Below are 14,464 nucleotides of genomic sequence, written 5' to 3' on the forward strand. Positions count from 1 at the left end.
CCGGGCCAGGACTACAGGGTGTCGTCCGCGGGGGTATCCGATCCGCGCAGTTCGGCGGTGAGTTCGGCAACCACGTCCTCGCGCGCGATGTCCCGGGACTGCCCGCTGCGGCGGTCCTTGAGCTCGAGCATCCCGTCCTTGAGCCCGCGGCCCACCACGAGCACGGTGGGTACGCCCAGCAGCTCGGCGTCGCCGAACTTCACACCCGGGGAGACCTTGGGACGATCGTCGAACAGGACGCTGATCCCGGCGTCCTCGAGGTGCGCGACGATCTCCTCCGCGGCCTCGAGCACCTCCGTGCCCTTGCCCGTGGCGACCACGTGGACGTCCGCGGGGCTGAGGTCGCGCGGCCACAACAGGCCCTTGTCGTCGTGGTAGAACTCCGCCACGGCCGCGAGCGCGCGGGTCACGCCCACACCGTAGGAGCCCATGGTCACGGTCACGAGCTTGCCGTTGCTGTCCAGCACCCTGAGCCCGAGGGCATCGGCGTACTTGCGCCCGAGCTGGAAGACGTGGCCCATCTCCATGCCACGCGCGATCTCGAGGGGCCCGGAACCGTCCGGTGCGGGGTCCCCGTCACGCACCGTGCAGGCCTCGAGGGTGCCGTCCCACGAGAAGTCGCGCTCGGCGACCAGGTGGTAGACGTGGGTCTCGGCCACGTTCGCGCCGGTGATCCACGAGGTGCCCGGCACCACGCGGGGGTCCACGAAGTACGGGATGCCCGTGCGGGACTCGGAACCGAGCAGGGCGTCGTCGCGGCTCAGACCCGGACCGATGTAGCCCTTGACGAGTTCGGGCACGGCACGCAGCTCGTCCTCGGTCGCGGCGGCGACCTCGAGTTCACCGCCCTGTCCGAGGGCCTCACCGATCCCGGCTTCCACGCGCTTGAGGTCCACGTCGCGGTCCCCGGGAACGCCCACGGCCACGAGCTGACGCTTACCACCGGGCAACGAGACGGACAGCACGACGTTCTTGAGCGTGTCCGCGGCGGTCCACGGCTCGCCTTCGCGGGGGTGCAACTCGTTGGAGCGCTCCACAAGCGTCTCGATCGTGGGGCTCGCGGGGGTACGGTGCACGTGGGCCGCAGGAGCGTCCGCGTAGTCGATCGGTTCCGGGACCACCGTCGTCACGGCTTCCACGTTCGCGGCGTAGCCTCCAGCCGAGCGCACGAAGGTGTCCTCACCCACGGACGAGGGGTGCATGAACTCCTCGGACCGGGATCCGCCCATGGCCCCCGAGGTCGCGGACACGGCCACGACCGGCAGGCCGAGGCGTTCGAAGATCCGCACGTACGCCGCGCGGTGCTTAGCGTAGGACTCGTCCAACCCCGCGTCGTCGATGTCGAACGAGTAGGAGTCCTTCATGATGAACTCCCGCCCGCGCAGCAGACCCGCGCGGGGGCGGGCTTCGTCCCGGTACTTGGTCTGGATCTGGTACAGCGAGACCGGGAGGTCCTTGTAGGACGAGTAAAGATCCTTCACGAGCAGCGTGAACATCTCCTCGTGCGTGGGCGCGAGCAGGTAGTCCGCGCCCTTGCGGTCCTGCAGCCGGAAGAGGTTCTCACCGTACTCGGTCCAGCGGTTGGTGGCCTCGTAGGGTTCGCGCGGCAACAGCGCCGGGAAGTGCACCTCCTGGGCGCCGATCGCGTTCATCTCCTCGCGCACGATCCGCTCGACCTTCCCCAGGACGTTCAGCCCCAGGGGCAACCACGTGTAGATCCCGGGCGCCGCGCGGCGGATGTACCCGGCGCGCACCAGGAGCTTGTGGCTGTCCACGTCTGCGTCCACGGGGTCTTCGCGCAGCGTGCGCAGGAACAAGGAACTCAGGCGAAGGGGCATGAAGGGATCCTATCCACCCGTGAAGGGATCGATCGAAGCGGCGGGTATCCCCGCGAGTCTATCGCTGCGCGGCACCGGCGCACGCCGGGCCCGGGGGCTCACAGGAGGACCGTGGCGAAATCCCCGTGCCGCCGGAAACCCACTCGGCGGTATGTGGCCAGGGCGGGTGCGTTGAACGAGTTCACGTAGAGGCTCACGGTCGGGACGTACTGCCGGGCGAGCGCCACGGTCGCGGCCATACACGGCACGGCCAGTCCCCTCCCCCGGTGCTCGGGGTCCACCCACACGCCCTGGATCTGGCACACGGACCCGTGCAGCGACCCGATGTCCGCCTTGAAGATCACGGTGCCGTGCTCGTCGGTGAGCACCGCGGTCCTGCGATCGCGCACGAGGGAGCGCACTCGCTGGCGGTAACCCTCCGCCCCGGTGGTGAAGGGGGAGTACCCCACTTCCTCGGTGAACATGGCCGCGGCCGCGGGCAGCACGCGAGGGAAGTCCTCGTCCTGCGCCCATCGCACATCGCGGGCGGGCCCCGTGAACAACTCGGGTGCGGGATCACGGTCCATCACGAGCAGCGGTTGCACGGGACGGACGTCGAAGGGTTCGGGCCACGTGTCCCGCAATCGTTCCCACAGTCCGAGCACGGGATCGGCGGGACCGAAGAACGAGGCGAAGCGGGGGCCGCCGCGGGCCAGGACGTCCGCGACGAGGTCCGTCCCGGTCTGGTCGAGCACCACGGGGACCACGTTGGTTCCCGCCCAGCACGCGCCCACGAGCTCGCCGGAGGAGTCCACCACACCGATCACGGGCGGCTGCCGCCGACCGCGGGCGGCCCGGATCCGGGCCACGTGCGCCGCGACGAACACCCCGGACACCGCGTGCCGCGCCAGCAGGCGGTCCAGTGCCGACTGGTTCACGGCGGCGGGTGAGAGCACCCGCGGGGCGCGGCGCAGGATCACCCGGCGGTCACAACCGGCGCGCCCTCGACCGGCTGGCCGTTCTCGTCCAATTCCATGCTCTCGGCCATCTCATTGGCCTGGGCGAGCAGGGTCTCCACGATCTGGTCCTCGGGAACGGTCTTGATGACCTCACCGCGCACGAAGATCTGGCCCTTACCGTTGCCCGAGGCCACGCCCAGGTCCGCTTCGCGGGCTTCCCCCGGGCCGTTGACGACGCAGCCCATCACGGCCACGCGCAGCGGCACGGTCAGGTGGGCCAGGCCCTCGTTGACCTCCTCGGCGAGCTTGTAGACGTCCACCTGCGCGCGCCCGCACGAGGGGCACGAGACGATCTCGAGCTTGCGCGGGCGCAGCCCAAGCGACTGCAGGATCTGATTGCCCACCTTGACCTCTTCGACCGGAGGCGCGGACAGGGACACGCGGATGGTGTCCCCGATGCCCTGACCGAGCAGGATGCCGAAGGCGGTCGCGGACTTGACGGTGCCCTGCAGGGCCGGGCCGGCCTCCGTGACACCCAGGTGCAGCGGCCAGTCTCCGCGCTCGGCGAGCAACTGGTAGGCGCGCACCATGGTCACGGGGTCGTTGTGCTTGACGGAGATCTTGAAGTCGTGGAAGTCGTGCTCCTCGAACAGCGAGGCCTCCCACACGGCGGACTCCACGAGCGCCTCCGGGGTGGCCTTGCCGTACTTCTGCAGCAGGCGCTTGTCCAGTGAGCCCGCGTTCACGCCGATCCGGATGGACACGCCCGCGGCCTCCGCCGCACGGGAGATGCCCTCGATCTGGTCGTCGAACTTGCGGATGTTGCCCGGGTTCACGCGCACACCGGCGCACCCGGCGTCGATCGCGGCGTAGACGTACTTGGGCTGGAAGTGGATGTCCGCGATCACCGGGATCGGGGACTTCATGGCGATGATGGGCAGGGCGTCGGCGTCGTCCTGGGACGGGCACGCCACGCGCACGATGTCGCAACCGGCGGCGTTGAGCTCGGCGATCTGCTGCAGCGTGGCGTTGATGTCCGTGGTGGGGGTCGTGGTCATCGACTGGACGCTGATCGGGTGCTCCGACCCCACACCCACCGCACCCACCTGGATCTGGCGGGTCTTGCGCCGGGGCGAGAGCACCGGTTGGGGCGCGGCGGGCATACCGAGATTGACCGAGGTCACGAATTGCCTCCCAAGGAAGTGGCGTCCGGGGCCCGTGACGCGCGCCCCGCGATGTTGCACTGTCCATTGTGCCCCACTCCTCCCACGTGCTACAGCCGCACGTGATGCGCCAAACACGACGCCGCCCCCGGAATGTTCCGGGGGCGGCGTCGCCATGGTACGGGGCGCGTGAGCGTCAGCGGCGCATGATCCTGCGCGCGAGCCAGTTGCCGAAGAACTGTACGAGCTGGACCAGGATGATGATCACGATCACCGCGGCCCACGTGACCTGGTCGTTGAAGCGTTGGTAGCCCAGGCGCAACGCGAAGTCACCCAGACCGCCGGCACCGATCGCACCGGCCATCGCGGACATGTCCGTGATGCCGATGACCAGGAACGTGTACCCCAGCACGAGCGGGCCGAGCGCCTCCGGAAGGATCACCGTGGTGATGATCTTCCAGCGCGAGACCCCCATGGACCGCGCGGCCTCGATCACCCCGGGATCCACCGTCATGAGGTTCTGCTCCACGATGCGGGCCACCGCGAACGTAGCGCCGATGGTCATGGTGAAGATCGCGGCGTTGGGGCCCAGGCGCGTGCCCACGACCGATTCCGTGACCTGACCCAGGGCGGCCAGCAGGATGATGAACGGGATGGGACGCACGAAGTTCACCAGGAGGTTCAGCGCGGTGAACAGTGGACCGTTCTCCAGGATGCTGCCCCGCCGGGTCACGTAGAGCCCCATGCCCACGGCCAGGCCGATGAGCCCGGCCAGCACGAGGGTCACGGAGACCATATACAGCGTCTGCCCGGTTGCGTCCAACAACTGCGGGCCCAGAGCAGACCACTCCATCACTCACTCACCTCCCGCACCGTGGTGACGGCGCGCAGACTCTCGACGGCGCGGTCCACGGACTCGTCCGAACCGGTCAGGGACAGCGTGAGCGTTCCGAAGGACTGTGACTGCAGGATGGAGATCCCCCCGAAGGCAATGTTGAAGCTGACACCGTCACGGGCGGCGTCCGAGAGCACGTCCCCGATCCGGTTCTGGTCGGTGACGTCCACCAGCACGAGCCGCCCGGGGTGTTCCCGGCGCAGCTTCTCGATCTCGTCCGCGCGCGGCACGGTGCGCGTGACCGAGGAGACGAACTTGCGCGTGGTCTGCGCCCGCGGGTGGGCGAAGACCTCCGCGGTGGTCCCGGTCTCCACCACCCGACCGCTGTCCATCACGGCCACGCGGTCCGCGGTGGCCCGCACCACGTCCATCTCGTGGGTGATCAACACGATGGTGATCCCCAGCTCACGGTTGACGCGCTTGAGCAGACCCAGGACCTCCTGGGTGGTCTCCGGGTCCAACGCCGAGGTGGACTCGTCCGCGAGCAGCAGTTCGGGATTGCTCGCGAGCGCGCGGGCGATCCCCACGCGCTGCTTCTGACCACCCGAGAGCTGCTCGGGGTAGTTCCCGGCGCGCTCGGTCAAGCCCACGAACTCCAACAGTTCCGCGACCCGCGCCTTGCGTTCCTCGGGCTTCCACCCGGCACGCTTGAGCGGGTACTCGATGTTGCCCGCCACGGTGCGTGACGTGAACAGGTTGAACTGCTGGAAGATCATCCCGATCTTGCGGCGGATGGGCGCCAGCTGGGACTCGCTGCGCCCGTCCACACGGTTACCGGCGACCTCGAGCGTCCCGGACGAGATCGGTTCCAGGCCGTTGATCAGCCGCACGAGGGTGGACTTGCCCGCCCCCGAGTAGCCGATCACCGCGAAGATCTCACCGCGGCGGATGTCCAGGTCCACGGAGTCCACCGCGGTCACGGTGCGCGGGCGGCGTTTGGACCCCGTGACGAAGACCTTGCTCACGTCCCGGAAACTGACCAGGGTGTCCGCCGTGGCGGACGGGCTCACTTGGTCTGCTCCTTGAGGTCCTGCGAGTAGCGGGCCAGCAAGTCCTTGAGCTCCTGCTGGTCCACCTTGGTGGGCACCGCGGTGCCCTTGGTCTCGGTCTTCTCCGCGTCCTGGACCTTGTCGTCGTAATAGAAGCTCGCGACCTTCTTCAGGGTCTCGTTGTCCGCGTTCGCCTCGGTCGCGGCGAAGAGGTTGTCGTACACCTTGGCACTGTCCGCGGTGGGATCGTCCTGAGCCAGCGCGGACTTGGGATCGATGTTCGCGCGGTCCAGGAAGTCGTTGTTGACCACGGAGGCGGCCACGGAGTCCATGGACAGCACGGTCTGCTCGGCGGACACCGGGCGGACCGTGACCTTGGACTTGGCGGTGTCGATGTCCTGCTCAGTGGGGGCGATCGTGTCCTTGGTGAACTCCACGAGACCCTGCTGGTGCAAGAGGTTCAGGGCGCGGGACAGGTTGATCGAGTCGTTCGGCACGGCGATCTCGTCACCCTGCTTGAAGTCACCCACGGATTTCACGCTCTTGGAGTACAGCCCCAGCGGGAAGATGGACGTGGAGCCCACGGGAGTGATGGTGTCCCCGGAGTTGTTGTTGTAATCGGCGAGGTACGCGATGTGCTGGAACCAGTTCATGTCGATGTCACCGCTCTTCAGAGCGGGGTTCGGCTGGCTGTAGTCACTGAAGTCCACGTACTCGACCGTGATGTCGTTGTCCGCGGCGACCTGCTTCAACGCGTCCTGCACAGGGGTCGAGCCCACGATCCCGACGGTGATCTTGCCGTCCGCGGCCGGGTCCGAGTTGTCGGAGCCGCCGCCGCACGCGGTGAGGGTGAGGCCCAGGGTGGTGGCCAACACGACGGGAATCAAACGCTTGGTTCGCATGATCATGCCTTTCCAGGGGTCTGTGACGGGGACTCGCGGGGCGAACAGTCCCCCCTGGATGAGGGCACAGGGACGGGTACGTGCTGATTTCCGGGGAACCGCACTTGCCGTGATCTGTTGCAACCGCGACCGGATGGTCATCTGGGGCACCCCGCTACGGGAGAGGGTTGCCGTCCGGCCAGCCAGAGCTACGCGCCGGATCTCGTCATCCACTCGGAATTTTAGCACGGCCCTGCCATGGGCCGGCGACCGCCGGAAGGGCCCTATGCCATCCCGGCGATACGTTCGTCCGCGCGGGCCCGGGCCCACTCCTCCGCCCCCAGGACGTCCTCGAGGGTGGGCCGCGTGACGCCGTCGTGATCCTCCAGCACACGCTCGACCATGTCCACGATCTGCATGAAGCCGAGCGCCCCGCGGTGGAACGCGTGCACGGCCTGCTCGTTGGCGGCGTTGAACACCGCGGGCCACGTCCCGCCGCGCGAACCCGCGTGCTTCATGAGCTCCACGGCGGGGAACGCCTGCGAATCGAGCGGTTCGAACGTCCACTGTGCGGCCCGGGTCCAGTCGCACCCCGCGGCGGCGCCGGTCACGCGGTGGGGCCAGCCGATTCCGAGCGCGATGGGCAGGCGCATGTCCGGCGGGGACGCCTGCGCCAGGGTGGATCCGTCCACGAACTCCACCATGGAGTGCACGACCGATTGCGGATGCACCGTGACGTCGATCCGGTCCAGGGGGACGTCGAACAGTAGGCTCGCCTCGAGCACCTCCAGTGCCTTGTTGACCATGGTCGCGGAGTTCGTGGTGACCATGACCCCCATGTCCCACGTGGGGTGCTGCAGGGCCTGTTCGGGTGTCACGCGCGTGAGCTGCTCGCGCGTCATGCCGCGGAACGGTCCGCCGGACGCCGTGAGCACGAGCCGGCGCACCTCGGAGGCCGTCCCGGAGCGCAGGGCCTGGGCGATCGCCGAGTGTTCGGAGTCCACGGGGATCAGCGCGTCCTGGAGGCCCGTGTCCGCCGCGGCGCGCAACACGAGCGGACCGCCCGCGATCAGGGACTCCTTGTTCGCGAGCGCCACCCGCCGACCCGCTCCCAGCGCCGCCAGGGTGGGTGCGAGCCCGATGCTCCCGGTGATCCCGTTCAGCACGAGGTCCGAACCCTCCCACTGCGCGATCCGGGTTGCAGCGTCCGGCCCATACAGGACCTCGGGTGCCGCCGACGACGCCGCGCGTGACCGGTCCGCAATCAGCTCACGCAACCGGGTGGCGTCGTCCGCCGTACCGCTCGTGCCCACCGCACGGACACCGAACGTCACGGCCTGCTGCGCGAGCAGCTCGAGGTGACCCGCGCCCGCGGCGAGCGCCACGACCTCGAAGGGCTCGTGGGTGGCATCCGAGACGGGCCGGCGCAGCCCCGCGGCCTCGGACACGACGTCGAGCGCCTGCGTCCCGATGGATCCCGTGGACCCCAGGATCACGAGGCGCCGGGGGGCCTGCCGGGTGGCGGAGTCGAGATCGGGGGTCATGCCGGTGGAGGAAGTCATGACCCCAGTATCGCGTGAGCGCCGCACCCCGCACGCACGGCACCGAGCACACGACTCCGGACGCACGACACGGGAGATACGACAAGGGCGCCACCCGGAGGTGACGCCCTTGTGCGGATGGCCCGTTCAGGACCCGCGGATGATTCAGCGACGGCGGCCGACGACGGCGCCGTAGATGAGCAGCACGATGATCGCGCCGATCACGGACGTGATGATCGTGCCGATGCTGAAGCTGTTGATCCCGTCGCTCAGGCCGGGGATGAAGCTACCCAGCCAGCCGCCCAGGAAGGCCCCCACGATGCCGAGGATGATGGTGACGATGATCCCGCCACCCTGCTTGCCCGGAAGGATCAGCTTGGCGAGCGCGCCGGCGATCAGACCGAGGATGATCCAGCTAATGATGCCCATTTCTCCACCTCTGGTTCTCGTTGTGCGCGTTTGCGGTGTTCCGCAACCGCATGTGGTCAGCGAACTGGTTCACAGTGTAGTACCAGACATCAACGCTACACGGGCCGCCGCGTCCGGATGAAACCGGACACGGCGGCCGTGTCAAGGGGCGGTGAACCAGGTCAGTGCGAGACGGCCTTCTCCGCTCCCACTCCCGTGAGGGAACGCACTTCCATCTCGGACTGCTTGCGCGGGTCCTCCGGCCGGCGCTCGCTGAGCGAGCCCAGGAAACCGAGCAGGAAGGACGCCGGGATCGAGATGATGCCGGGGTTGGACAGCGGGTAGAACGCGAAGTCCGCGCCGGGGATCATGGAGGTCTCCGATCCGGACATCACCGGGGAGAAGATAATGAGCACCACGGAGATGATCAGCCCGCCGTACATGGACAATACCGCGCCGCGCGTGGTGAAGCGCTTCCAGTAGAGCGAGTAGAGGATGGTGGGCAGATTGGCGGAGGCCGCCACCGCGAAGGCGAGGGCCACGAGGAACGCCACGTTTTGACCCTGCGCGCCAATGCCGCCGGCGACCGAGATCAGGCCGATGACCACCACGGTGGTCTTGGCCACGCGCAGTTCCTGACGCGGGTCCGAGGTGCCCTTCTTGATCACGGACGTGTAGATGTCGTGTGCGAAGGACGCGGAGGCCGTGATGGCCAGACCGGCGACCACGGCGAGGATCGTGGCGAACGCGACCGCCGCAATCAGACCCATGAGGATGGACCCGCCGAGTTCGTACGCGAGCAACGGAGCCGCCGAGTTCACACCACCAGGCGCGCCCTTGATCCGGTCCGCACCGATCAGCGCGGCCGCACCGAACCCGAGCACCAGGGTGAAGAGGTAGAACAGGCCGATCAGAGTGATCGCCCAAACCACGGACTTGCGGGCCTCCTTGGCGGTGGGCACCGTATAGAAGCGCATGAGCACGTGCGGCAGGCCGGCGGCGCCCAGGACGAGGGCCAGACCCAGCGAGATGAAGTCCAGCTTGGAGATCTCGCTCACGCCGTACTTCAGTCCGGGATCGAGCATCGCGGGGTTGTTGTTCGTCTCCACGGCCGCGCCGAGCATGGTCGAGAAATTGAACCCGAACAAGACCAGGATCCACACGGTCATCACGGCGACGCCGGATACGAGCAGGCACGCCTTGATGATTTGCACCCATGTGGTGCCCTTCATGCCGCCCACGAGCACGTAGACGATCATGATGACGCCCACGATCACGATCACCAGGGACTGCCCGGCCCGGGAGCCGATCCCCAGCAGCAGGGACACCAGGGCCCCCGCCCCGGCCATTTGCGCCAGGAGGTAGAAGAACGTCACGGCCAGGGTTGAGATGGACGCCGCAACCCGCACGGGCCTCTGCCGCAATCGGAACGACAGCACGTCCGCCATGGTGAACTTGCCGGTGTTGCGCAGCGGCTCGGCGATCAGTAGCAGGGCCACGAGCCACGCGACGAAGAAGCCGATCGAGTACAGGAACCCGTCGTAGCCCTGCAGGGCGATCGCGCCCACGATGCCCAGGAACGACGCCGCGGAGAGGTAGTCACCCGCGATGGCCAGACCGTTCTGGGTCCCGGAGAACGAGCGCCCACCCGCGTAGTAGTCCGCGGCCGTGGCGGTGGACTTGGACGCCCGGATCACGACCACGAGCGTCACGAGCACGAACGCCAGGAAGATCGAGATATTGATCGCGGGGTTGCCCACGGTGGACGTGGCGGTCTCCGCCAGGTGCACCGCGGGTGTCGAGAGGGCGGGGACGGCGATCATGGCCGGGCCTCCTGGTGGTCGTCGGCCCGGTGGCCGGAAGTGGATTCGAGGTCCTCACGCAACGCGGTGGCCTGCGGATCGAGCTTGCGGTTGGCGAAGCTCACGTACGCGGCGGTGATCCCGAATGTGGTGACGAACTGCAGCAGACCCAGGATCAGACCCAGGTTGACGTTGCCCACGACCCGCGTGGACATGAAGCCCGGCGCGTAGATGGCGAGGACCACGTAGAGCAGGTACCAGACCAGGAACGCGATGGCCAGGGGGAAGACGAAGGATCGGTGGGTCGAGCGCAGCCGTTGGAACTCGTGCGAACGCTGGACCGCGGGGAAGTCGATGCCCCGGGTTGCCGTGGAACCGTTGGGGTCGACAGGGGGCGTGGACGCCATGTGTGCCTCCTTGTGTGATGGCCACCACAGTACGCACTGTGTATCCAATGACACAAGACATGCCCGTCACAACGTCGAAAAACCCCTGAAATTCGCGGTTTGGTTAGCCCACCTTACAATTTTGATCGATCTGTGTATACATTCAGCGTCATGGCGCGCCGCTACGGCCGCATGGCCAGGACGAACTCCACGGCCCGGTCCAGGAACGCGTCCACCTGTTGTTCCTCGTAGCTGCGCTGACCCTGGGCGGATCGAAAGACCGCCGTCCTCACGAGCCGCGGGTCCACCTCGGGTTCACCGCGCAACGCGTCCATGAGCCGGTCGCACAGCACGTCCACGTCCGCCGCCGCGTAACCCAGCGTGCGGTGCGAACTCGGCCGGCGGAAGCGTTCACCGTGCGGGCGGTTGAGCCGCCCCAGCAACAGCCCGGCCAACAGCTCCAGGTGCTCCTCCCAGCGCCGGGCGCCGTGCTCGGCCACGAACGCGGCCTTCTCCCGCGCGAACAGCTCGTCCTCCACGGCGTCCAGGTGGGCGTCCACCGCTCCGGGGTCGTAACCGCCCTTGACGCGGTCGAACACGCGCTCGCGCACCTGCCGGCTGCCCAGCCGACGACGCCGCTGCGCCGCCTCCGCGCTCTCGGGTTCACGGTCCGCGTCAGTCGCCCCGGCGGTGTCCGCGGACGCAGCAGAGTCCTCGGCGGTGACGGGGTCCGTGACATCGGCCGGGTCAACGACCGGCTCAGCGACCGTCCCGGGGCCCGCGACCGGGTCCGCGTGGCCACCGGGGGCGGGCAGCGTCGTCGTATGCATGACCGCGGCGAGGCGGTCCAGGAAGTCGTCCACCTGGGCGGGGTCGTAACCCCAGGCCCGCTCGCCGAGGCGATCGAAACGTTGCTGAGTACTCATACCCGCCCTTCCGCGGCCGGGACGCGACCCGCGAGGGGCGGCGTCCGTGCGGACCGGGCGCGCGGGCGGTCGGCCCGCGACCGCGTCACCCCAGGACGGTGAACAGTTCGAAGATCACGTAGCCGGTGATCACGGCGAAGACGATGGAGTCGATGCGATCCATCACTCCGCCGTGACCAGGCAGCAGGGTCCCCATGTCCTTGATCCCGATCTCCCGCTTGATCATGGACTCGGAGAAGTCGCCCACGGTGGCCACGACGACGATCGCGACCGCCAGGACCGCGCCCTGCCACCACGGCATCTCCACGAGGAAAAGCGCGCACAGTACGCCCACGACCACGGCACCGCCCACGGATCCGGCGAAACCCTCCCACGACTTCTTGGGAGAGATCTTGCGGGCCATGGGGTGTTTGCCCCATACGACCCCCACCGCGTAGCCGAAGGTATCGGAGCTGACGGCCAGCAGGATGATCGTGAGGACCTTGTGGGGGCCGTCCGGGGAGTGGTAGAGCAGCACCGCCGTACTCAGCAGGAACGAGGCCCACACGAGCGCGAACACCGAGCCCATGATGGACAGCATCATCCCCTGCTTGGGCCCGAAGGCCCGCCACACCACCACGAGTGTCACGGCGAGCACGAGCGCCATGGACAGCGCCTCCGCCCCGCCGAAGAACGCCGCGAGCGGCATGAGCACCGCCGCGATCACCGCGGGGACCTGCGGGATCTGCACGCCCTTGTAGGTCAGTGACCGCGCGATCTCCCACACCCCGATACCCGCCGCGGTCCCGGCCAGCAGGGCCAGTACGAGCGGGACGAAGAACAGTCCCGTGACGAGCGCGCCGATGAGCACGACGGCCACGGCCACGGCGGCCGGGAGGTTACGGCCCGCCCGCGAGGGGGCCTTGTGCTCGGTGCTGCGCTGTAAGGGGCGGGTGAGGACCTGCCGCAGCGAGCCCGTGGTGACCAGGGGGTCGTGCGCCCGCCCCTGCTCCCCCGCCGGGGCGGGAGACGGCTGGCGGGTGTCGCGGTGCGGGGAGCCGGGGGAATCAGCCGATGCCATCAGGCGCCGAGCAGTTCGGCTTCCTTGTTCTTAAGCAGATCGTCGATCTGGTCGATGTGTTTCTTGGTCGCAGCGTCCAGGTCCTTCTCGCCGCGCTTGCCGTCGTCCTCGCCGACCTCACCGTCCTTGACGAGCTTCTCGATGGCCTCCTTAGCGTGGCGGCGCACGTTGCGCACGGACACCCGGCCCTCTTCCGCCTTGTTCGAGACAATCTTCACGTACTCCTTGCGGCGCTCCTCGGTGAGCTCGGGCATGACCACGCGAATCACGTTGCCGTCGTTGGCGGGGTTCGCGCCGATATCCGAGTCCCGCAGGGCCTTCTCGATGTCGTTGAGAGCGCTGCGGTCGTAGGGGGTGATCAGCAGGGTGCGGGCCTCGGGGGTCTGGAACGACGCGAGCTGCTGCAGCGGGGTGGGCGTGCCGTAGTACTCCACGAGCAGGCTCGAGAACAGCGCCGGGTTGGCCCGGCCGGTACGAACCGTGGAGAAGTCCGTCTTGGCGGCGTCCACCGCCTTACCCATCTTGGTCGTGGCATCCGAGAGGACATCTGAAATCACGGGTGTTTCTCCTTATGAGCTGGCCGGCCGGCGGTACTGACGCCGGTGGCGACGGTTCGTTCTCCCCACTCTAACGGGCAGGGGGTGGCTGGTCGCGCGATGCGACGGCCCGCGAGACCTTACGGGGTGACCAGGGTCCCGATCTCCTCGCCCAGCACCGCGCGGGTCACGTTGCCCGCGCCCTCCATGCCGAACACGCGCATGGTCACGTTGTTGTCGCGGCACAGCGCGAACGCGGTCTGGTCCATCACGCGGATGTCCCGCGCGATTGCCTGGTCGTATGTGAGGCTCGCGAGACGCTGCGCGTCCGGGTCCTTACGCGGGTCCGCGGTGTAGACGCCGTCCACACCGTTCTTGGCCATGAGGACCTCGCTCGCGTGCACCTCCAGGGCGCGCTGCGCGGCCACGGTGTCCGTGGAGAAGTAGGGCAGGCCCGCACCCGCACCGAAGATCACCACGCGGTCCTTCTCCATGTGGCGGATCGCACGGCGGGGGATGTAGGTCTCCGCGACCTGCTCCATCTTGATGGCGGACTGCACGCGCGTGTCCACGCCGCACTGCTCCAGGAAGTCCTGCAGCGCCAGGCAGTTCATCACGGTGCCCAGCATGCCCATGTAGTCGGCGCGCGAACGGTCCATCCCGGCCTGGGAGAGCTCCGCGCCGCGGAAGAAGTTGCCGCCACCGACCACCACGGAGGTCTCCACGCGGCCCACGGTCGCGGCGATCTGTTCGGCGATCTCACGCACCACCGAGGTGTCCACGCCCACGCTGCCGCCACCGAAGACCTCGCCCGAGAGCTTGAGCAGGACCCTGCGACGTGCCGGTTCGGTGCGCCGCAGCTGCCGGTCCCCGCCGAGGGCCTCGTCCTGGGGTTCCGATTCGATGATGCTGGGCATGGATCCTCCCGGGGGCCGATTCGTGGTCATGAGGCGGCCCGCCCGTGGCAGACCGCCCTCCAGCATACAGAAGCGGGGGGGGGGCCCCCCCCCCCCCCCCGGGGGCCGCCCCCCCCCGCGCCGCGGGGGGGCCCCCCGGCCCCCCCCGGGGCGGGGGGGGGCCCGGCCGGCCCCCCGCCGCGCC

14 protein-coding genes and 1 riboswitch are annotated in these 14,464 nt (G+C 68.5%); all 14 genes read right to left on the reverse strand.

From position 1 onward, the window contains the following. Positions 1-11: 11 nt before the first annotated feature. Positions 12-1,838 carry a proline--tRNA ligase gene (locus A5728_RS04925; protein ID WP_064845971.1) on the reverse strand — a complete coding sequence of 609 codons (1,827 nt, stop codon included), beginning with the start codon at positions 1,836-1,838 and terminating at the stop codon, positions 12-14. Positions 1,839-1,936: 98 nt separating this feature from the next. Continuing rightward, complete coding sequence (locus A5728_RS04930; protein WP_231885514.1) at positions 1,937-2,755, reverse strand: GNAT family N-acetyltransferase; 819 nt, start codon at positions 2,753-2,755, stop codon at positions 1,937-1,939. 38 nt (positions 2,756-2,793) lie between these two features. Beyond that, positions 2,794-3,960 (reverse strand): flavodoxin-dependent (E)-4-hydroxy-3-methylbut-2-enyl-diphosphate synthase, encoded by a 1,167-nt coding sequence (gene ispG, locus A5728_RS04935; protein WP_064845973.1) that lies wholly within the window; start codon positions 3,958-3,960, stop codon positions 2,794-2,796. Between the two features lie 175 nt (positions 3,961-4,135). Beyond that, entirely contained in the window at positions 4,136-4,792 is a 657-nt protein-coding gene (locus A5728_RS04940; protein ID WP_035963525.1) for a methionine ABC transporter permease, read from the reverse strand. Beyond that, positions 4,792-5,844: a methionine ABC transporter ATP-binding protein gene (locus tag A5728_RS04945; protein ID WP_064845974.1), complete on the reverse strand. Its 1,053-nt coding sequence runs from the start codon at positions 5,842-5,844 to the stop codon at positions 4,792-4,794. Before A5728_RS04945 ends, A5728_RS04940 begins: the two co-directional genes overlap by 1 nt. Further along, positions 5,841-6,725 (reverse strand): MetQ/NlpA family ABC transporter substrate-binding protein, encoded by an 885-nt coding sequence (locus A5728_RS04950; RefSeq protein WP_064845993.1) that lies wholly within the window; start codon positions 6,723-6,725, stop codon positions 5,841-5,843. The genes A5728_RS04945 and A5728_RS04950 overlap by 4 nt, the downstream gene beginning before the upstream one ends. 95 nt (positions 6,726-6,820) lie before the next feature. Continuing rightward, positions 6,821-6,935, reverse strand: a riboswitch (SAM riboswitch). A gap of 53 nt (positions 6,936-6,988) precedes the next feature. Further along, the gene (gene dxr, locus A5728_RS04955) at positions 6,989-8,248 is read right to left on the reverse strand and encodes a 1-deoxy-D-xylulose-5-phosphate reductoisomerase (protein WP_064845975.1); all 1,260 of its coding nucleotides are present in this window, start codon (positions 8,246-8,248) and stop codon (positions 6,989-6,991) included. 162 nt (positions 8,249-8,410) lie between these two features. After that, positions 8,411-8,674: a GlsB/YeaQ/YmgE family stress response membrane protein gene (locus A5728_RS04960; RefSeq protein WP_035963529.1), complete on the reverse strand. Its 264-nt coding sequence runs from the start codon at positions 8,672-8,674 to the stop codon at positions 8,411-8,413. A 161-nt stretch (positions 8,675-8,835) separates the two neighbouring features. Further along, complete coding sequence (locus A5728_RS04965; protein WP_064845976.1) at positions 8,836-10,476, reverse strand: cation acetate symporter; 1,641 nt, start codon at positions 10,474-10,476, stop codon at positions 8,836-8,838. Beyond that, entirely contained in the window at positions 10,473-10,862 is a 390-nt protein-coding gene (locus tag A5728_RS04970) for a DUF485 domain-containing protein (RefSeq protein WP_064845977.1), read from the reverse strand. Before A5728_RS04970 ends, A5728_RS04965 begins: the two co-directional genes overlap by 4 nt. Before the next feature lie 161 nt (positions 10,863-11,023). Next, entirely contained in the window at positions 11,024-11,767 is a 744-nt protein-coding gene (locus A5728_RS04975; protein ID WP_064845978.1) for a DivIVA domain-containing protein, read from the reverse strand. Positions 11,768-11,852: 85 nt separating this feature from the next. Continuing rightward, positions 11,853-12,827 (reverse strand): phosphatidate cytidylyltransferase, encoded by a 975-nt coding sequence (locus A5728_RS04980; protein WP_064845979.1) that lies wholly within the window; start codon positions 12,825-12,827, stop codon positions 11,853-11,855. Beyond that, positions 12,827-13,384 (reverse strand): ribosome recycling factor, encoded by a 558-nt coding sequence (frr, locus tag A5728_RS04985; protein WP_035963538.1) that lies wholly within the window; start codon positions 13,382-13,384, stop codon positions 12,827-12,829. Before frr ends, A5728_RS04980 begins: the two co-directional genes overlap by 1 nt. A gap of 119 nt (positions 13,385-13,503) precedes the next feature. Next, positions 13,504-14,280 carry a UMP kinase gene (pyrH, locus tag A5728_RS04990; protein WP_064845980.1) on the reverse strand — a complete coding sequence of 259 codons (777 nt, stop codon included), beginning with the start codon at positions 14,278-14,280 and terminating at the stop codon, positions 13,504-13,506. Between the last annotated feature and the right edge of the window lie 184 nt (positions 14,281-14,464).

Source organism: Kocuria sp. ICS0012 (assembly GCF_001665945.1).
GTDB classification, from domain to species: Bacteria; Actinomycetota; Actinomycetes; order Actinomycetales; family Micrococcaceae; genus Kocuria; species Kocuria marina.